Raw genomic sequence first — 19861 nt, 5'->3', positions numbered from 1 at the left:
CCGCGAACAACGGCTAAAATAAACAGTTTGACGGGCACTGGCCCGACACAGGGCCACATATGATAACCGCAAGCCCCGGCGCCCGCATTACGACGACCACACCCGTCGGCTCGTCCGATTGGCGCCAGCAATGGCGCGAAGCGGTCACCGACGCCCGCGAACTGTTGTCTCTGGTCAGCCTGGAACATCTCGCCGGCGCGCTGCCGACCGATGACGCCGGCTTCAGCCTCCGCGTGCCTCGCGGTTTTGTGGCGCGCATGCGCCAAGGCGATGCCCGCGACCCCTTGTTGTTGCAAGTGCTGCCGCAACTGGCGGAACTTCTCGAAGCGCCGGGTTACAGCGTGGACGCGGTGGGCGACATGGCCGCACGTTCGGCCCAGGGCGTGCTGCACAAATACGAAGGACGCGCGCTGCTGATTGCCAGCGGCAGCTGCGCCATCAATTGTCGCTACTGCTTCCGCCGGCACTTTCCCTATGGCGACGAGATGGCCGCCGCCGGCCAGTGGCGCAAGGCGCTCGAGCATGTGCGGCAGGACGACTCCATCCGCGAACTGATCCTGTCCGGCGGCGACCCGCTGTCCTTGGCCACCGCCAAGCTGGCCGAGCTGACCCAGGGCCTGGCGGACATCCCCCACGTCACCCGCCTGCGTATCCATACCCGCCTGCCCGTGGTGCTGCCGGCACGCATCGACGACGCGTTCCAGCGCTGGCTGGCCGACTTGCCGCTGCAGAAGGTGGTGGTGCTGCATGCCAACCATGCCCAAGAATTTGATAGCCATGTCGACGAGGCGTGCGCCCGTCTGCGCGATGCCGGAGCCACCCTGCTGAATCAGTCGGTGCTGCTGCGGGGGATCAACGACGACGCCGACGCGCTGGCGGCCCTGTCCGAGCGCATGTTCGCCGCTGGCGTGCTGCCCTACTACCTGCACCAGCTCGACCGGGTGCAGGGCGCGGCGCACTTCGAGGTCGATGACGCCCGGGCGCTGGCCCTGGTCGACGACCTGCGCCGGCAACTGCCCGGCTATCTGGTGCCCAAGCTGGTGCGCGAAGTCGGCGGCGAAGCGTCCAAGCGGCCGCTGTAACAGCAGCGCCCTGGAACCTTCTTGCGAGCCACACGGCGACCGAGCGCGGACCCTCGGCTGTGGGCCGCGTCACTTCCAGAATATTTCCGCTGGTAGTGACACCCGGAATCCGCTACAACCACGCATGGCCCGCGCCCTGCTGTCACGGCAGGCTCCACCAGCAGCGGCGAACAATGGATAGCTCGACGTGCCCATGAAAACAGACCAGGTCATCAAGATCCTTTTCATCGAAAAGTCGGTCGAAGACGCGGAACAGATCATCAGCCTGCTGCGCAACAGCGGTATCGCCGTTCGTCCGGCGCGCGCCACCAGCGCCGATCAGGTGACCGCCGCCCTCGACGAGCTGGGACCGGACATCGTGCTGTTCGACCCCTCCGTGGGCACCGTCGAGCTGCGCGACCTCACCCGCCTGCTCGACGCCCATGGGCGCGACCTCTCGCTGGTCGCCTTGGTGGGCCAGGTCGACAATGCCGTGGTCACCGAGCTGTTCGTCAACGGCGCCCGCAGCATCGCGCTGCGCCCGCAGCCCAAGCAGCTGATGGCGGTGATCCAGCGCGAGTTCGATGCACTCAACACGCGGCGCCAGCTGCGCCGCCTGGAAACCGCCCTGCGCGAGTCCGAGCGACGCTGCGATGCCTTGCTCGATTCATCCAACGATCCGATCGCCTACGTGCACGAAGGCATGCACGTGCGCGCCAACCAGGCCTATCTCGATACGTTCGGCTATGCCGATTTCGACGACCTGCTGGGCCTGCCCGTACTGGACATGATCGGTGCGGGCGATACCGAAGAGTTCAAGGCGACCCTGAAGGGCCTGTCGCGCGGCGAGAAGCACAATGGCCCGCTCGAACTGCAGGCGCGCCGGGCCGACGCCACCAGCTTCAAGGCCAGCGTGGAATTTGCCCACGCCATGTTCGAAGGCGAGCCCTGTCTCCAGGTGGTATTCCGACGCCAGCAGATCGATGCCAATGTGATCGAGCAGCTGCAGCGCGACCAGGTCACCGGCCTGTTCAATCGCGCGCGTACGCTCGAAAGCATCGACCAGGCGGTGGCAGCGGCAACCGAGGGCACCAAGGGCCAGTCTCTGCTCTTGATTGAGCCCGACAACTGGCAAACCATCGTGGCCGGCGTGGGCCTGGCGAAGGCCGATGAGCTGCTCGCCACGTTCGCCGCCAGAGTGGAGGCCCAGCTGGGTGCTCACGATACGGCCGGGCTGCTGGCCGAACATACGGTCGGCGTGCTGCTGCACACACGCAACGACGAAGGCATCAAGAGCTGGATTGCCAACCTGCAGCAGGCTATCGCCGGCGGCATCTTCGATCTCGGTACGCGCTCCATCACGGTTACCGCCAGCATCGGCGGCAGCCTGCTGGGCGAGAAGAACGCCAACACCGAGCTGTTGCTCAACCAGGCCAGCCAGGCCTTGCGCAATGCACAGAGCCAGGGCGGCAATCGCAGCGACCTGCATGATCCCGGCGCGCGCGAGAAGGCCGACGAAGAGCGCGAGCGCTATTGGCTGGGCGTGCTGCAGCAGGCGCTCACGCAAAACGATTTCGTGCTCTACCACCAGCAGACGATCAGCCTGCAGGACGCCGAAGGCGAGTTCTCGGAAATCCTGCTGCGCCTCAACGGTCCGCAAGGCGAAGTGCTGCCTGGCTTCTTCATGCCGATCGCCGAGAAGCACAATCTCACGCCGGCTATTGACCGCTGGGTGTTGAACCAGACCATCGAGGCGCTGAGCGCGCGCGAGCGCATGGGCTCGCCGACCACGTTCTTCGTCAAGCTCACCTCCGGTTCGCTGCAGGACGCCGAGCTGTTGCCCTGGCTGGGCGAGCGCCTCAAGAAGGCCGCGCTCAAGCATGGGCAGTTGGTGCTGGAAATGACCGAGAGCAAGGTGGTGACCTCGCTGCGCCCCGCGCAAGAGTTCATCACGGCCTGGAAGAAGCTGGGGGGCCAATTCGTACTGGAGCAGTTCGGCTCAGGCCTCAACTCGTTCCAGCTGCTCAACCACATCGATGCCGATTACCTGAAGATCGACCGCAGCTATATGGCCGACCTGCCGCAACAGCCGGAGAGCCAGAAGAAGGTCGTCGAGATCTGCCGCCAGGCACGCGGGCTGAACAAGCAAACTATTGCCGAATGGGTGGAAGACGCCGCCAGCACCTCGCTGCTATTCGCCTGCGGCGTGGACTTTGTGCAAGGTAATTTCCTGCAGGAACCCCAGCGCCTCAGCATCGGCAGCTAACCAGGTGATGCGCCTCGGCGCCGCACCGACGCCGTACCCGCCGCAAGCAAGCCCAACGCAAAAACCCCGCGGATTGCTCCGCGGGGTTTTTGTTGTGTCGAAGATGCGTACCGACTTACTCGGCGGCAGCAGCCTTCTTCTTCGCAGCCTTGGCAGCGGAGACGGCAGCGATGTCTTCCTTGATGCGAGCCGCCTTGCCTTCCAGACCGCGCAGGTAATACAGCTTGGCGCCACGCACCTTGCCCTTGCGCTTGACTTCGAGCGAGTCGATGGCCGGGCTGTGCGCCTGGAACACGCGCTCCACGCCGGTGCCGTGCGAAATCTTGCGCACGGTGAAAGCGGAATGCAGACCGCGGCTGCGCTTGGCGATGACGACACCCTCGAACGCCTGGACGCGCTCGCGATTGCCTTCCTTCACCTTCACGTTGACCACCACGGTGTCGCCAGGGCCGAATTCCGGCAGCTGGCGGGTGATCTGCTCGGCTTCGAACTGTTCAATGATCTTGTTCATGGCAACACCTGTCTCATATCAAACTGCGGTCACTGAGTGACCGTATCGTTGTGCCGCGTGTGCGTTCTTGCATGCTCGCGGCGGAATTCTTCCAACAGCGCTCGGGATTCAGCATCCAGCGCGCGCTGCGCCAAAAGATCGGGACGTCGCAACCAGGTCCGTCCCAGCGATTGCTTCAGGCGCCAACGGCGAATCGCCGCGTGGTCACCGGAAAGCAATACCTCCGGTACGTCGCCCAGTGCATCGTGCACCGGTTTTGCATAGTGCGGACAATCCAGCAGGCCATCCGAAAACGAATCCTGCTGCGCCGACTGCGCGTCGTTCAACGCGCCTTCCTGCAAGCGGCCCACGGCATCGATGATCACTGCCGCGCCAAGCTCGCCACCTGACAGCACATAATCGCCGATGGAGAGCTCCTCGTCGACCTCGTGCGCAAGCAAACGCTCGTCCACACCTTCATAACGCCCACAGAGCAAGGCGATGCGCGGCAGTCTTGCCAGCGCTTCCACCCTACCCTGCGTCAGCCGCGCTCCTTGCGGACTGAGATAAATCACATGCACCGGTTCCGGTGCCACTTCGCGCATGGCCTTGAGGGCCGCACGCAAAGGCTGGATCAGCATCACCATGCCGGGCCCGCCGCCGCAGGTGCGGCCGTCCACGGTACGGTAATTGTCGGTGGCGTAGTCGCGCGGGTTCCAGGTCTCCACCTGCAGCAGCTCGCGCTGTTGCGCTCGCCCCACCACGCCTACTGCAGCACACTGACGCATGAAGTCGGGAAACAGCGTGACGACATCAATGCGCATGATCCTCAACCCTTTAGGCAGCGCCAGGCGCGCTCAGAATTCAGGATCCCAGTCCACCACCATGCGCCCATCGGACAAGTCCACTGAACGCACATAAGAACCCTGGATGAAAGGAATCAGACGCTCGCGCGTATCGTCCTTAACCACCACGACGTCGTTGGCGCCGGTCGCGAATACATGACTGACCCGCCCCAGTGCTACGCCTTCCGTGGTGACGACCTCAAGACCTTCGAGATCGACCCAGTAATACTCATCCTTGCCGGGAGGAGGCAGCAGCTCGCGGGCGACATAAATGTCTTGTCCCACCAGCGCTGCCGCGGCTTCGCGGCCATCCACTCCGGGCAGTTGGGCAACCAGCCCTTTGCCCTGCGGACGTCCCTTCACTCCCGTGATCTCCGCTTCCACACCCGGCGCCGACGAAAGCTGCCAGGGCTGATAAGTGAAGATCCGCGTGCGGGGCTCGGTCCAGGATTCGAGCTTGACCCAGCCCTGCACGCCGTACAACCCGACGATGCGTCCTACCAGGACGCGCCGACCGGCTGCCGTCATACTCAGGCAGCCTGCTGCTTGCCGGCTTCCTTCACCAGGGCCGCGACCTTATCGGTCAGCTGCGCACCCTTGGCGATCCACTCCTGCACGCGCACGACGTTCAGTTCAAGGCGCTTGTCCTTGCCCGAGGCAACCGGGTTGTAGAAACCAACGTTCTCAATGCTGCGGCCGTCGCGCTTGTTGCGCTGATCGGTGACAACGATGTGGTAGAACGGACGGCCCTTGGCGCCGCCGCGCGAAAGACGAATCTTGACCATAAGTAAAAGCTCCAGAATTGCCGGATGCCGGCAGCACGCACTTAGCTGTGCGCGGTAAACGCGGCATTTTAATGAATTTGTAGAAAAAAGGAAGAGCTGGAGGCCGAAATCAGCCTACCAAGCTGACTGGGACCGTTCAGCCCCGACGCATCGGCGGCAGCCCGCCCATGCCACCCATGCCCTTCATGGCGCCCTGCATCTGCCTCAGCAGACCCTTGGAGCCGCCCTTGGAGAGCTTGGACATCATCTTTTCCATCTGCATGTATTGCTTGAGCAGACGGTTGACGTCGGCCGGCTGGGTGCCCGAACCGCGCGCCACACGGGCGCGACGCGAGCCATTCAGCAGGTCAGGATGACGACGTTCTTTCTTGGTCATCGAGCCGATGATCGCGATCATGCGCTTGATCTCACCGTCGTTGACCTTGGATTTCACGCTATCGGGCAGGCCCGACACGCCCGGCAGCTTGTCCATCAGGCCGGCCAGGCCGCCCATGTTGTTCATCTGCTCGAGCTGGTCGCGCATATCGTTGAGATCGAAGCGCTTGCCCTTGATGACCTTCTCGGCCAGCTTCTGCGCCTTCTCCTGGTCGACCTTGCGCTCGACTTCCTCGACCAGCGACAGCACGTCGCCCATGCCGAGGATGCGCTGCGCCACGCGATCCGGATGGAACGGCTCCAATGCATCGGTCTTTTCGCCGGCGCCCAGGAACTTGATCGGACGACCCGTGACATAACGCACCGAAAGCGCCGCGCCACCTCGCGCATCGCCGTCGGTCTTGGTCAGCACCACGCCGGTGAGCGGCAGCGCTTCGGCAAAGGCCTTGGCGGTAGTGGCCGCGTCCTGGCCGGTCATGGAGTCGACCACGAACAGGGTTTCGATTGGGGTGATCGCGGTGTGCAACGCCTTGATCTCCGCCATCATCGCCTCGTCCACGTGCAGGCGGCCGGCGGTATCGACCAGCAACACGTCAACCACTTCGCGACGGGCGGCGGCAACCGCGTTCTTCGCGATATCGACGGGATCCTGGCCAGCCTCGGACGGGAAGAACTTCACCCCGACCTGTTCAGCCAGCGTGCGCAGCTGCTCGATAGCGGCCGGACGGTACACGTCGCAGCTCACCACCATCACCTTTTTCTTCTTGCGCTCGGTGAGGAAGCGGGCGAGCTTGGCCACCGTAGTGGTCTTACCGGCACCCTGCAGGCCAGCCATCAGGACCACCGCAGGCGGCTGCTGGGCGAGGTTGAGCTCGGTATTGGCCGTGCCCATCAGGGCGGTCAGCTCATCGCTGACGACCTTCACCAGGGCCTGGCCCGGCGACAGGCTCTTGAGCACTTCCTGGCCCACCGCGCGTACCTTCACGCGCTCGACCAGCGCCTGCACCACCGGCAGGGCCACGTCGGCCTCCAGCAAGGCAATACGCACTTCGCGCATCGACTCGCGAATGTTCTCTTCGGTCAGGCGACCGCGGCCACGCAAGCGGTTGACGGTGGCGGATAGGCGTTGGCTGAGCGACTCGAACATAAGCAACGGGTGACCTTTGAGGATCGCAGAGTATAGCGGACCACGACCTGCCAGGCCGACCACCCGGCTTTCCGCACCGTGAAGCCCCTGCTCCACAGCCCCCGGCCTAGAGCCTGTTTGCGATCTCCACGTAGCCCGCGTTGAGCCCGTGTGCCCGCCAGGGAGCGGTGCGTGGCGAAGCGCCTGCACGCGGAGAGGCGCCATGGATGGCGCCGGCTTTGAGGAGCGAGGACTGGCCGTCAGGTCGAGCCGCGCAACGGTTCCTGGCGGGCACACGGGCTCAACCCTGCGGGCCGGGTCTGTTTGCCCACAGGCTGGCGTCATCACTCGGTTGTGTACGGACGTACACGCCCTCGTTCTTCCTTGGCCTGCGCGCAAACAGCTCCCGGCGCGGGCCACGTGGAGATCGCAAACAGGCTCTTACCCCCTACACTCCCGCGTCATGGCCACTACCCTCTTCGCCCTGCTTGCTGTCGTGCTGTATCTCACTGCCGCCGCCGGCCTGGCGCGGCCGTTGCTGAGTGGTGGCAAACCACTGAATCGCGCCGCCCTGGCGCTGGCCGGCACCGCCGTCGTGATCCATGCCTTTATTTTGCTGGGCACTCACCGCGGCGCGCTGGACCTGCATTTCTTTGCCGCGCTGTCGCTGGTGGCCTGCGTGGTCTCGGCTCTTACCCTGGTGGTGAATATCTCGCGACCGGTAGCGGCGCTAGGCGTGATCGTGTTTCCGCTCACCGCCCTGCTGTTGGCCGCGGATACCCTGGTGGCGCCGGCGACATCGCCGCAGCCACTGGAATGGCAGATCAAACTGCATGTCACCGTGGCCTTGCTCGCCTTCAGCGTGCTCTCGATTGCCGCGGCGCTGGCGATCCTGCTGGCGATCCAGGAACGGGCCCTGCGCCATCGCCAGTTCGGCCCCTGGCTGCGAGCGCTGCCTCCCTTGACGCTTACTGAAACCCTGCTGTTCCGCCTAATTGGCGCGGGCTTCGTGCTGCTGTCGCTGACCCTGCTCAGCGGCATCCTGTTCGTCGAGAACCTGTTTGGCCAGCACCTGATTCACAAGACGGTGCTGTCGATCATCGCCTGGCTGGTCTTTGGTGCCCTGCTGTACGGGCGCTGGCGGCACGGCTGGCGCGGCCGCAGTGCGGTGAATCTCACCCTGACCGGGATGGGCGTGCTGTTGCTGGCGTTCTTTGGCACCAAGGCGGTACTGGAACTGATACTTCACCGCACGCCCTGACGATCATGGCCGCCGACCAGTTCATCCTCACCCTCTCTTGTCCGGATCGCGCCGGCATCGTGGCGGCGGTATCGGGGCATCTGGCGGGACGAGGCTGCAACATCTTGGAGGCGCAGCAGTTCGGTGACGACGAGACCGCGCGCTTCTTCATGCGCCTGGTGTTTCAGGGCAGCGGCATCAGTCAAGACGAATTGCATCGCGGCTTTGCCGCCGTCGCCGACACCTTCGACATGCAATGGACCTTGCGCGATCGCGCACAGCGCCACCGCGTCTTGCTACTCGTGTCGAAGTTCGACCATTGCCTCGCTGACGTACTTTATCGCTGGCGCATCGGGGAGCTGCCGATGGACATCGTCGGCATCGTCGCCAATCATGCGCGCGAGACGTACCGGCATCTGGACTTCGACGCCATTCCGTTCCATTACCTGCCTGCGGACAGGGATCATCGTGTGGTACAGGACGCGGCCTTGTCGAAACTGATCGAGGACAGCGGCGCGCAGCTCGTCGTGCTCGCCCGCTATATGCAGGTACTTTCGGCCGAACTGGCCAAACGGCTGGAGGGGCGCTGCATCAATATCCATCACTCCTTCCTGCCTGGCTTCAAGGGCGCGCGGCCGTATCATCAGGCGCACCGCCGAGGCGTCAAGCTGATAGGCGCCACTGCGCACTTCGTCACGGCTGACCTGGACGAAGGTCCCATTATCGAACAGGACATCGAACGCGTGACGCATGCGGACACGCCAGATGATCTAATTCGGATCGGTCGTGACATCGAGCGTCGCGTACTCGCTCGAACCCTCAGGCTTTATCTCGATGACCGCGTACTGCTCAACGGCAGCAAGACCGTCATCTTCACTTCCTGACCTGGAGATATGCGTGGAACTGATCGGCATGCTCGACTCCCCCTATGTGCGCCGCACCGCCATCTCGCTGCGCCTGCTGGGCGTTCCGTTTACCCATCGCTCGCTCTCCGTGTTTTCCGACTTCGATGAATTCCAGTCGATCAATCCGCAGGTGAAGGCGCCGACGCTGGTATTGGATAACGGCGCCCTGCTGGTCGACTCCAACCTGATCATCGACTGGGCGGAAACCATCAGCGAGCGGCCCAGCCTTATGCCTGGCGAGTCGGCCGCACGCCTGCGCGCACTACGCCTGATCGGCACTGCCCTCACCGCCAGCGAAAAGAGTGTGCAGATCGTCTACGAGCACAAACGCGAGGCCGACAAACGTGATGCAGCGTGGCTGCAACGCGTGAAAGGCCAGCTGCATGCGGCCTACGGTGTGCTTGAACGCGAGATCGACGGTGTGGATGGATGGCTTTTCGGCAATTCGCCGGGGCAGGCTGATGTCTCCATCGCCGTCGCCTGGGGCTTTACCCAGTTGGTGACGCCGGAGGCCGTCGACCCTGCGTCCTACCCCCGGCTGGCAGCATTTGCGATGCGCGCCGAGCAGCATCCGGATTTTATGGCGCTGCCACAGATCTAAGCGCTCTCATCCCCTCTCCCCGAAGGGGAGAGGAAGCAGGACATCAACGGCAGGCGTCGATGGCGTCTGAAAGGCGCTCCACCGCCACCACTTCCATATCGCCCACGCGCCCTTTCTTCGGCGCGTTGGCCTTCGGCACGATGGCCCGCTGGAAACCGTGATGCGCCGCTTCCTTCAAGCGTTCCTCGCCATTCGGCACCGGGCGAATTTCCCCCGAAAGCCCCACTTCGCCAAACGCGATGTTCTTCTCCGGCAGCGGGCGATCACGCAAGCTGGATAGCACCGCCAGCAGCACCGGCATATCCGCCGCCGTTTCCTGCACGCGAATACCGCCCACCACATTGACGAACACGTCCTGGTCGTAAGCCGCCACCCCGCCATGCCGATGCAGCACGGCCAGCAACATGGCCAGGCGGTTCTGCTCCAGGCCCAGGGCCACGCGACGCGGATTGCCCAGCGAGGACTGGTCGACCAGCGCCTGCACCTCGACCAGCAAGGGTCGGGTGCCTTCGCGCGTGACCATCACGGCGCTGCCCGAGGTCGGCCCGCTATGCGCGGAAAGGAAGATCGCCGACGGATTGGGCACTTCGCGCAAGCCCTTTTCCGACATGGCGAATACGCCCAATTCGTTGACCGCGCCGAAGCGGTTCTTGAACGCGCGCAGCACGCGGAAGCGACTACCCGATTCGCCTTCGAAATACAGCACCGCATCCACCATATGCTCGAGCACGCGCGGCCCCGCGATGCCGCCTTCCTTGGTGACATGTCCCACCAGGAACACCGACGTACCGGTTTCCTTGGCGAAGCGCGTGAGCTTGGCCGCCGATTCGCGCACCTGGCTCACCGAGCCCGGCGCCGCTGTGAGCAGCTCGGTCCAGATGGTCTGGATGGAATCGATCACCAATACCCGCGGCCGGTTCGCCAGGGCCTGCTCGATGATGCGTTCGATGCAAGTTTCCGCCAGCGCGTGCAGCGGCCCCAGCGGTAAATCCAGGCGCTGGGCGCGCGCGGCCAGCTGGGCCAGCGATTCCTCGCCGGTCACGTACACGCTAGGCAACTGCGCGCCGAGCGTACCCAGCATCTGCAGCAACAAGGTGGATTTGCCGATGCCCGGATCGCCACCAATGAGCACCACCGATCCGTCGACCAGGCCACCGCCCAGGACACGATCCAGCTCGCCGATACCGGTGAGCGTGCGCGTTTCGGCGTTGAGCGCTACAGCTGTCAGCGGCGTGACCTTGGGCGAACCCGCCGCAGCTCCCGCATAACCACTCGTGCTACGGGCAGCGCCCGCAGACTTGACTGCAGGCTGCACCACGAATTCGCTCAAGGTGTTCCAGGCGCCGCACTCAATGCACTGCCCCTGCCATTTCGAATGCTCCGCACCACAATCGGTGCAGACATAGGCGGTCTTGGCTTTGGCCATGGATATTCCCGGGGAGACGTTGAGCGAATGGGCAGAGCTTAGCGGGTGGGCATCGCACGCCGCGAGACGCAATAGCCTTGGTAGGGGTGCTCTGATCTATTCAACGAGGATGGCATGATGTCCAGAAAGTTCGCAGGGTGTGGGGGGTGGCGCAGCGCAGGCTGGCCGCCTGGGCAAGCCGCGCACCGCGGCCTGCGGACTTTCTGGACATCACCCGAAGGGCCGGTTCTGTCTGCTCGCAGCTCCGCGCCGCGCCGTCTCGACAGGCAGCCAGCCTGCCTTCCTCGCTCCTCAAAGCCGAGGACATCCATGTCCTCTCCCCGCGTGCGACGACGCAGCACGCATCTGCGAGCAGACAGAACCGGTGACACCCTCGTTGAATAGATCAGAGCATCCCTAATGCTCGTCTTCGACAAACAGCACGCGACGGGTCATACCGCATGTCAGGTCATAGGAGATCGTGCCCGCCTGTGCGGCAATGTTCTCCACCGGCAACTCAGGCCCCCACAAGGTGACGCGATCGCCCACCTTGGCCTCGGGCGCTTTGCGCAGGTCCAGCGTAATCAGGTCCATCGACACGCGGCCGATCAACGGAACCTGCCGCTCGCCGACCAACACGGGCGTACCGGCCACGGCGCTGCGCGGATAGCCATCGCCATAACCTACCGCCGCCACGCCTACCGGCATGTCCTCGGGACAGGTCCAGGTACCGTTGTAACCGATGCGCTCGCCCTTGCCGATACGATTGACCGCGATCAAACGCGTGCTCAAGGTCATGGCCGGCCGGAAACCAAAGTCCGCACCGGTTTTGCCATCGACCACGGAGAGTCCGTACAGCAAGCCGCCGGTACGCACCCAGTCGCCCCGCGCATCGGCCCAGCCCAGCACGGCGGCCGAATTGGATAGCGAACGCGGCCCGCGCAGCCCCCGCGTGGCCTCAGCGAATCGAATGATCTGCGCTGACGTCTGCATGCCATCGAACACTTCCGATTCGGCGAAATGCGTAAGCAGGCCGATTTCCGGGTCGATGCCCGGCATGGCCGCCAGCTGCGCATGCACGAAGGCCACCGCTTCCGGCGCAAAGCCCAGGCGATGCATACCGCTGTCTACCTTCAGCCACACGCGCAGCGGACCGCGCGCTGGCGACGCTTCTTTCAACCAATGCAGTTGCGCTTCGTGATGGATCGCCGCATCCAGATTAAGACGCTGCATTTCAGCGATATCGCTGGCGTGATCCGGACCGGACAACACCACGATGCGCTGCCGATGCCCAGCCGCGCGCAGTCGCAGTCCATCGCCCAGCGCCGCAACCGCGAACGCATCTGCCTCGCCATCGAGCGCGCGTGCCACGCGCTCCAGCCCGTGCCCATAGGCATCGGCCTTCACAACGGCCATCACCTTCGCAGGTGCCGACAGCGCCTTGATGCGGGCCAGATTGTGGCGCAGCGCGCCGAGATGGACGGTGGCGACAGTAGTACGACTCATGCCTGCTTGGTGCCGCAGCCGCGGCGCGATAAGAGAGGATAGGGACGGCCCGGGCCGGACGTTTGCAGCGGACCCGACAGGCAGCTTAGCAGCACAGCCAGATGCACCCGACGCGACACCCTAACCATAACGCCACCCTGCGGCGAGATCGAGCCACCTCGATGACCGTTATCGGGCAATCCCCCGTCCGCCGCTCAAACTTAGCCTCATCCCTGCGCGACGCGCATGCCTTGCATCCCCAGTGGCAGGCCAGCAGGTACCCGGCAACCCGCTCCGCAAGTGGGGGCAGCCAGGCACGCCTTACGCCCCTTGGCAGCGCCTGACTGCTTCACGACGTGCGCGCGTATATTGCGTCTGATCCATGGCACCCGAGTCAAAAGCGCCGCGCAAATCCAACAGTCGCATGTCACAGCGCTCATTGTTCTGCACCACGCGAGTCGTACTTGCGCAACCCGCAAGCGCCATGCAGCAACCTATCAACAGAGCTAGCATCAGTGATTCGTTCATGACCAGCGCACCTCACAGAACACCCACAACGTGCAACACGATGAGGAATGATGAGGTGGACACCAAGGCTGCCGCTTGGCCCTTGGCGTTAGGATCGGCTTTCGGCCATGAGGGATGGGATCAAGCGGTAGCAACACGATGCTGAGCAGGAGCATCATCGGCAAGGATGCACCTCGGGGAAACGCATCCAGCAGGCTGCGCCCGGCAACGTAAACGCCCCAGGTGTTTTCCGTGTAAAAGGTGCATAGCGAAAGGCCGCGTACAGGCGCCGTTATGTTATGTGACAACCGCCGCGGCGCGCAGCGAAATACGTTGCTCAGCGTCGCCCTGGCAAACGCGTCGATATCGCATGGGGCGTCGGCGCCCATGGATCGGCCCCGACGCCCTATCGAGCCTCGTACCCCGCGAGGCTTCCTGGCAAGCACCATCGCGCCAGCAAGATCCTAGGACGACTTATCGCAGCGTTTGATCGCCTCCCTGCGAGCCCGCTCATATTCGGACTGGGTCATGGCGCCCGAAGCCAGTGCGTTCTGCAAATCGGTCATTTGCTTGCCGCAGGTCTCGTTGTTCTGCACCACGCGCGTCGTGCTTCCGCAGCCAGCGAGAGATACACAGCAGCCGACCAACAACGCAAGGATCAATGATCTGTTCATGGTTATCTCACCTCATATGATGCCTATGACGAGCAACACGATGAGAACGATCAGGAGGATGCCGAGACCTCCGCTGGGCCCATAGCCCCAGGAACGGCTATACGGCCAAGCAGGGACGGCACCAAGCAGCAGCACCACCACGACGAGCAATAGAATCAGGGACATGGGGCTCACCTCATTGGAGAACACTCGGCGGCAGCCTGCGCGGGCCCGCGTGAACTTCACCGCAGCTTGGTGTGCAGCGGACGCATAGGACTATGTCCCGGTCAGCAAGCATTACTTTGGGACCCTGAGCAGACACGTTTCATTCAGGCCAGACCCTCCTTCGCGCATGCGCTGGTGAAGCACACGCGTCAGCGATGGCGCAAAACGGCAGGAATCGGCAGACAGGAGCGCCGCGTTTATTTGCGCCACCCTTCGCCAGAGATAAAAACTAGCTACGTTTCAGTGGGTTGCGCAAGCATGAAAGGCATTATCTTGCGCCTACAATGAATCGTGACTTTCCTCACGATTTCTCACCGAACGGCCCCCTATAAAAAAGTTGCAGCCGGAGCACCGAGGGGACGTCTGACGACGCGAGGTGCTCCATTCCGTATCGACCCCGCCTTCATGGGCCGCCGCCAGGCGACTCGCAAGTGTGCTGCGTCCGTGCGCGATTAACGCTGCGATGGCAAGTCAGACCTGATTGCATTTTCACTATAGGAGTGTCTTCGCATGACTAGAGCTAGTAGCGGTGTGTCACGGGACTTTGCGCGTAGGCGTTTAACGGCAGCGTTGGCACTGCTGATCGGGATGCAATGCGCCCTGGCGGCAGCGCCAGCACACAGCGCGGATGCCACGGCGTGGTCGGCCACGCGCACGGTGACGCCATACACCGGCAATGCCAAGTTCAATGGCTATGCGGCGGATCAGGAACCGGTATCGATTACGGTTACCTTGAAACTGCGCAATCAGGATGTACTCGATAGCTACCTCAGCGAGTTGTTCCACCCCGGCAGCCCGTCCTATCACCAGTTCCTGAGCAACCAGGACAGCACGGCGCTGTTCGCGCCCACGCAGCAGCAGGCGCAGGCCGTCGCGGACTATCTCAGTCAGCAAGGCTTTACCAATGTCCAGATCGCGGCGAACCGCCTGCTGGTCACCGCCGATGGCACGGTTGGCTCGGCACGCCAGGCATTCCGCACCTCGATCGGCCATTTCAGCCGCAACGGGCATGACGGCATCGCCAATACGACGGACGTGCAGGTCCCCGCGGCACTGGGCGCCCAGGTTGACCAGGTGCTCGGCTTCAACACGTTCCACCAGGCCCATGTGTTCTCGCTGCCGTCATCGCAGATCAAGCCGGCCTACACCGTCGTCTCGGTGACCGGCAACTCCCAGGCACATGCTTACTATCCGCAGGAGTTCGCCACGGTCTATCACGCCGGCACCACCACGGCCGCTACCTCGACGACGGTGGGGATCCTGGGCTGGGGCAGCATGACCAATGCGGTGAAGGATCTGACCCAGTTCGAGAGTGGCCAGGGCATCACCGCGGTGCCGACGGCGATCGAATCCACGGTCACCAAGAGCAGTACCGACGATAGCGGCCAGGGCGAATGGGGCATGGACGCGCAGGCCATCGTCGGCATCAGCGGCGGCGTGCAGAAGCTGATCTTCTACACCGACGGCGGCACCTATAGCAGCCGCACCGGCTCCAGCGGCGCCACCAACAGTGGCCTGCTGCAGGTGATCAACAAGGCGGTGAGCGACAACACCGCGCGCGTGATCAACATGTCCTGGGGCCTGCCCGAGTGCGATGGCGCTCCCGGCTTCGCCGACTCGGCCTTCCAGCTCGGCGTGACCCAGGGCCAGACCTTCTCGGCCGCGACCGGCGACAACGGCTCCTATCCGTGCCCGATCGGCAGCACGGCACCGCAGAACGGCGCCTACGGCAGTACCACCACGCTATCGGTGAACTACCCGGCAAGCTCGCCCTATGTGGTGGCCGCAGGCGGTACGACCTTGAACACCACCTCGGCCGATAGCTACACCTCGGAGGCCTCGTGGCCGTATAGCGGCGGCGGCGTCAGCAGTTCGGAAGCGACGCCGAGCTGGCAGTCGAGCAGCTATGCCCACCGCTCCCTGCCGGACGTGGCCTTCGATGCGGACTGGACGAACTCGCCGATCATCGTCTACTTCACGGCGAGCTCCACCTCGGGCATTCCGCAGTCGGGTTATTACACCAACGGCGGCACCAGCCTGGCCTCACCGCTGTTCGTCGGTGCCTGGGCACGTCTTGAGTCGGCCAACGCCAATGGTCTGGGCTTCGCCGCGCCGGCGCTCTACGCCTACTCCAGCCAGTTCCCTTTCCACGACGTCATCACCGGCAACAATGGCCACTACTCGGCCGCCGCCGGCCGTGACAACGCGACCGGCTGGGGCAGCTTCGACATCCAGTCGGCGGCCACCTTCATTAGCGCCACGCCTGGCTTCAACACGGCCACGCATCCATAAGCAGTCACGCGCATGCACAAGGGGCGGCCCATGGCCGCCCCTTGTGTCTCACCCTGCATTGAATTTCGAACGCCCTTGGCTCACTCGAACGCGCCGACGAAGGAATCGGGCGCGTAGTTCTCGAACTTGGTGTAGTGGCCCAGGAAGGTGAGCTTCACCGTATCGGTCGGACCGTTACGCTGCTTGCCGATGATGATTTCGGCAAGGCCCTTATCGGGCGATTCCTTGTTGTAGTACTCGTCGCGGTAGATGAACATGATCACGTCGGCGTCCTGCTCGATAGCGCCCGATTCGCGCAAGTCGGACATCATCGGACGCTTGTCGGCGCGCTGCTCCAACGAACGGTTCAACTGCGACAGCGCGATCACCGGACACTGCAGTTCCTTGGCGAGGCCCTTGAGCGAACGGGAGATCTCCGAGATTTCGGTCGCGCGGTTTTCCTTGTTGCCGGGCACCTGCATCAGCTGCAGGTAGTCGATCACGATCAAGCCAAGGCCGCCGTGCTCGCGATGCAGGCGGCGGGAACGCGAGCGCAACTCCACTGGAGACAGGCCGGGCGTGTCGTCGATGAAGATCTTCGCCTCGGACAGCAAGGCGATGGCATTGGTGACGCGCGGCCAATCCTCCTCGGCCAGGTCGCCGTTACGCAGATGCTGCGCGTGGATGCGGCCGACCGACGAAATCATACGGAAGGCCAGCTGCGAGGCCGACATTTCCATCGAGAAGATCGCCACGGCCTTCTTGCCACGCATCGCCACCGCTTCGGCGATGTTCACCGAAAACGCCGTCTTGCCCATGGAGGGACGCGCCGCGACGATGATCAAGTCGGAGGGCTGCAGGCCCGAAGTGAGCTCGTCCAGATCGGAAAAGCCGGTGGAGACACCGGTGAGCTGACCCTTGTTCTCGAAGCGCTCGGACAGAATGCGGAACGCATCCTTGACCGCTTCGCGCATCGACACCGTATCTTTCTTGCCGCGGGCGCCCGATTCGGCGATCTTGAAAACCGCCTGCTCGGCGCGCTCAAGCACCTCCTGCACGCCCATCCCTTCGGGCTGATAGCCGTCCTCGGCGATGCCCGTGCCGGCGTCGATCAGCTGGCGCAGCACCGACTTCTCACGCACGATTTCCGCGTATGCGGTGATGTTCGCCGCGCTGGGCGTGGTGTTGGCCAGGTCGATCAGGTAGGAGGCGCCACCGACCATCTCACCCAGGCCATTGGCCTCGAACCAGTCGCCCAGGGTCACCGCATCGCACGGCATGCCCTTGGCCGCCAGCTCGGTGATGGCACGCCAGATCAGGCGGTGGTCCTTGCGGTAAAAATCCTGCTCGCTCAGGCGGTCGGCCACCTTGTCCAGCGAGTCCGGCGACAGCATGAGGCCGCCCAGTACGGCTTGCTCCGCGTCAATCGAACTCGGCGGCACGCGTAGCGCGTCGATGTTGGAAGGAAGCTTGCGCTCGGAACGACCGTAGCGCTCAGGGCGATCGGAACGATCAGTAACGAAGGGCATCAAGATTCCTCGCGGCGGACCGGCACACATTCGCCGGCGGCATGGCGTTGGGCACAGAGCATACGCGGCGCGATCTCATGCCGCGAGACAATAAGTCTGTGGATAACCTGTGCGCAGACGTGGATAAGTGCAGGCACAAAAGCAGACGGGCGCCCTGGAGGCGCCCGTCCGGGTACTACTAGCGATGGATCGGCTTACTTTTCGCCGACCACAATCACTTTGACCTTGGTCTGCACGTCAGCGTGCAGGCTGATCACGACCTCGAACTCACCGGTGTGACGGATCGGGCCTTCGCCCTGGATCACTTCACCCTTGTTCACGTCGTGACCGGCGGCCTCGAGAGCCTCGGCGATTTCGCGCGGGCCGACCGAGCCGTACAGCTTGCCTTCCGGGCTGGCGTTAGCGGAGATGGTCACGGAGACCTCCTCCAGCTTGGCCTTGCGGCCTTCGGCACCGGACAGCTGGTCCTTGGCCTTGGCTTCGTACTCGGCGCGACGCTTCTCGAAAGCTTCGAGGTTGACGGCGTTGACCGGCACGGCCTTACCCTGCGGCAGGAGGTAGTTACGGCCGTAACCCGGCTTCACATTGACCTTGTCGCCAAGGTTGCCGAGGTTGCGGACTTTCTCAAGAAGAATCAGCTGCATGATGGTTCCTTTTCGTTAGCACCGGTGAGGCCCGGTGCAGCCGTGGACGGCTGTCCGAAGAGTTGACGTGCTCGCCCGACCGCAAGGCCGGACGTGCGCCACGATCAGATGTCGTGGTTGTCGGTGTACGGCAGCAGAGCCAGGAAGCGAGCGCGCTTGATCGCGGTCGCCAGCTGACGCTGGTAGCGAGCCTTGGTGCCGGTGATGCGGCTGGGAACGATCTTGCCGTTCTCAGTCACGTACTGGCGCAGGGTGTTGAGATCCTTGTAATCGATCTCTACGACTTTTTCGGCCGTGAAGCGGCAGAATTTGCGGCGGCGGAAGAACTTGGACATGTCGTGGCTCCTGATCAGTCGTCGCTGTCGCGATCGTTATCGCGGTCGTCGCGCTCGCGACGTGCCGGGCGCTCGTCACCGTCGCTGTCGTCATCGCGGCGACGCGAGGTCTTGGCGTCATCCTTTTCCTTGCTCTTAAGGATGAAGGACTGCTCGATGTCGGCCGCATCGCGGCGAACCACCAGGTGGCGCAGCACGGCGTCGTTGAAGCGGAAACCCGACTCCAGCTCGTTCAGCGCGTTCTGGCTCACTTCGATGTTGAGCATGACGTAGTGAGCCTTGGCCAGGTTCACGATCGGGTAGGCCAACTGGCGGCGGCCCCAATCTTCCAGGCGATGGATCTTGCCACCGTCGGTCTCGATCAGCGCTTTGTAGCGCTCGATCATCGCGGGGACCTGTTCGCTCTGGTCAGGGTGGACCAGAAACACAACTTCGTAATGTCGCAGGGACATTGTTGGGTAACTCCTTGTGGATGCGGCCTTGCGGCCTCGCAGCCTCCCGCCCTAAGGGGGTGAGGCAAGGTTCCATCCGAGCCATTCGGGCGCGGACAGAAGCGGGATTATAAGGTAGATGGAGCAAGCAACGCAAGGAAAACGACGCAAGCGGCTGAAAAACAAGCCCGTCATCCCAGCGTGACCAGCCCTTCGGCTGTTAAAAGCCGCTGGGATGACGGCTCGATATCGGGACGTCCTCAGCCGACCGTAAAGCTCTCGCCACAACCGCATTCGCCGGTGGCGTTGGGATTGTGGAAGACGAAACTGGCGTTCAGACCCTGGCGCTGAAAATCGATGACGGTACCGTCCACGAGAGACAGACTCTTGCTGTCCACGATTAGCGGCACACCGTCGACGTTCACGAGTTGGTCGTCACTGTCTAGCGCATCGGCCAGGTCCACCACATAGCCGAAACCGGAGCACCCCGTGCGCTTCACACCAAAGCGTACGCCCGCGGCATTCGGCGTACCGGCCAGAAACTGGCGCATACGTTCGCTGGCGGCGGGAGTAATAGTGATGGTCATGGCTGCAGAGGATACCGGGCGTTGCGAGGTTCGGAAATCCAGGCGCGAAGGGTCGCTACCTGAACGATGCGTACATTATCATGTCGAACTTAGTC

Annotated in this window: 20 protein-coding genes; 6 read left to right on the top strand and 14 right to left on the bottom strand. The window is 63.4% G+C overall.

Annotation, left to right across the window (positions count from 1 at the left end; all coding sequences use genetic code 11):
• The first annotated feature begins 59 nt into the window (after positions 1-59).
• The gene (gene epmB / locus ACT01B_RS05805) at positions 60-1082 is read left to right on the top strand and encodes an EF-P beta-lysylation protein EpmB (protein WP_445146427.1); all 1023 of its coding nucleotides are present in this window, start codon (positions 60-62) and stop codon (positions 1080-1082) included.
• 193 nt (positions 1083-1275) lie between these two features.
• Complete coding sequence (locus tag ACT01B_RS05800) at positions 1276-3327, top strand: EAL domain-containing protein (RefSeq protein ID WP_445147434.1); 2052 nt, start codon at positions 1276-1278, stop codon at positions 3325-3327.
• 115 nt (positions 3328-3442) lie between these two features.
• Here the strand turns inward: ACT01B_RS05800 and rplS are convergent, their stop codons facing one another.
• The 5 genes from rplS to ffh form a co-directional block, all read right to left on the bottom strand.
• The gene (rplS, locus tag ACT01B_RS05795; protein ID WP_445146426.1) at positions 3443-3838 is read right to left on the bottom strand and encodes a 50S ribosomal protein L19; all 396 of its coding nucleotides are present in this window, start codon (positions 3836-3838) and stop codon (positions 3443-3445) included.
• Between the two features lie 29 nt (positions 3839-3867).
• Positions 3868-4641, bottom strand: a complete 774-nt coding sequence (gene trmD / locus ACT01B_RS05790) for a tRNA (guanosine(37)-N1)-methyltransferase TrmD (RefSeq protein WP_445146425.1) — start codon at positions 4639-4641, stop codon at positions 3868-3870.
• A 33-nt stretch (positions 4642-4674) separates the two neighbouring features.
• Positions 4675-5190, bottom strand: coding sequence for a ribosome maturation factor RimM (rimM, locus tag ACT01B_RS05785; RefSeq protein ID WP_445146424.1), 516 nt, complete (start codon positions 5188-5190; stop codon positions 4675-4677).
• A 2-nt stretch (positions 5191-5192) separates the two neighbouring features.
• Positions 5193-5447 (bottom strand): 30S ribosomal protein S16, encoded by a 255-nt coding sequence (rpsP, locus tag ACT01B_RS05780; protein ID WP_445146423.1) that lies wholly within the window; start codon positions 5445-5447, stop codon positions 5193-5195.
• Between the two features lie 136 nt (positions 5448-5583).
• Positions 5584-6969: a signal recognition particle protein gene (gene ffh, locus ACT01B_RS05775; RefSeq protein ID WP_445146422.1), complete on the bottom strand. Its 1386-nt coding sequence runs from the start codon at positions 6967-6969 to the stop codon at positions 5584-5586.
• A 442-nt stretch (positions 6970-7411) separates the two neighbouring features.
• Between ffh and ACT01B_RS05770 the strand changes: the two genes are divergently transcribed.
• From ACT01B_RS05770 to ACT01B_RS05760, 3 genes are read left to right on the top strand one after another with little or no spacing between them, the layout of a single operon-like run.
• Positions 7412-8209, top strand: coding sequence for a cytochrome C assembly family protein (locus ACT01B_RS05770; protein ID WP_445146421.1), 798 nt, complete (start codon positions 7412-7414; stop codon positions 8207-8209).
• Positions 8210-8214: 5 nt separating this feature from the next.
• Positions 8215-9072: a formyltetrahydrofolate deformylase gene (purU, locus tag ACT01B_RS05765; protein WP_445146420.1), complete on the top strand. Its 858-nt coding sequence runs from the start codon at positions 8215-8217 to the stop codon at positions 9070-9072.
• 13 nt (positions 9073-9085) lie between these two features.
• Positions 9086-9694, top strand: a complete 609-nt coding sequence (locus tag ACT01B_RS05760) for a glutathione S-transferase family protein (protein ID WP_445146419.1) — start codon at positions 9086-9088, stop codon at positions 9692-9694.
• 43 nt (positions 9695-9737) lie between these two features.
• On the opposite strand, the gene radA is transcribed toward ACT01B_RS05760, so the two are convergent.
• From radA to ACT01B_RS05740, 4 genes are all read right to left on the bottom strand, one after another.
• Positions 9738-11120: a DNA repair protein RadA gene (gene radA, locus ACT01B_RS05755; protein ID WP_445146418.1), complete on the bottom strand. Its 1383-nt coding sequence runs from the start codon at positions 11118-11120 to the stop codon at positions 9738-9740.
• Between the two features lie 396 nt (positions 11121-11516).
• A complete protein-coding gene (gene alr, locus ACT01B_RS05750) occupies positions 11517-12605 on the bottom strand; it encodes an alanine racemase (RefSeq protein WP_445146417.1) in 1089 nt (362 codons plus the stop codon).
• 950 nt (positions 12606-13555) lie between these two features.
• The gene (locus tag ACT01B_RS05745) at positions 13556-13765 is read right to left on the bottom strand and encodes a hypothetical protein (RefSeq protein WP_445146416.1); all 210 of its coding nucleotides are present in this window, start codon (positions 13763-13765) and stop codon (positions 13556-13558) included.
• Between the two features lie 12 nt (positions 13766-13777).
• A complete protein-coding gene (locus ACT01B_RS05740) occupies positions 13778-13930 on the bottom strand; it encodes a DUF3309 family protein (RefSeq protein WP_445146415.1) in 153 nt (50 codons plus the stop codon).
• A gap of 549 nt (positions 13931-14479) precedes the next feature.
• Here ACT01B_RS05740 and ACT01B_RS05735 point away from each other — a divergent pair.
• Positions 14480-16261 carry a S53 family peptidase gene (locus tag ACT01B_RS05735; protein ID WP_445146414.1) on the top strand — a complete coding sequence of 594 codons (1782 nt, stop codon included), beginning with the start codon at positions 14480-14482 and terminating at the stop codon, positions 16259-16261.
• Positions 16262-16341: 80 nt separating this feature from the next.
• Here ACT01B_RS05735 and ACT01B_RS05730 read toward each other — a convergent pair whose 3' ends face one another.
• From ACT01B_RS05730 to ACT01B_RS05710, 5 genes are all read right to left on the bottom strand, one after another.
• A complete protein-coding gene (locus tag ACT01B_RS05730; RefSeq protein ID WP_445146413.1) occupies positions 16342-17769 on the bottom strand; it encodes a replicative DNA helicase in 1428 nt (475 codons plus the stop codon).
• Between the two features lie 194 nt (positions 17770-17963).
• Positions 17964-18413, bottom strand: coding sequence for a 50S ribosomal protein L9 (gene rplI / locus ACT01B_RS05725; protein ID WP_445146412.1), 450 nt, complete (start codon positions 18411-18413; stop codon positions 17964-17966).
• A 104-nt stretch (positions 18414-18517) separates the two neighbouring features.
• Entirely contained in the window at positions 18518-18748 is a 231-nt protein-coding gene (rpsR, locus tag ACT01B_RS05720) for a 30S ribosomal protein S18 (RefSeq protein WP_445146411.1), read from the bottom strand.
• A gap of 14 nt (positions 18749-18762) precedes the next feature.
• Positions 18763-19200 carry a 30S ribosomal protein S6 gene (gene rpsF, locus ACT01B_RS05715; RefSeq protein ID WP_445146410.1) on the bottom strand — a complete coding sequence of 146 codons (438 nt, stop codon included), beginning with the start codon at positions 19198-19200 and terminating at the stop codon, positions 18763-18765.
• A gap of 239 nt (positions 19201-19439) precedes the next feature.
• On the bottom strand, positions 19440-19766 hold the full coding sequence (locus ACT01B_RS05710; RefSeq protein WP_445146409.1) for a HesB/IscA family protein: 327 nt from the start codon (positions 19764-19766) through the stop codon (positions 19440-19442).
• Between the last annotated feature and the right edge of the window lie 95 nt (positions 19767-19861).

The organism is Dyella sp. Tek66A03 (assembly GCF_052567735.1).
This window is presented reverse-complemented; position numbering and strand designations above follow the sequence as displayed.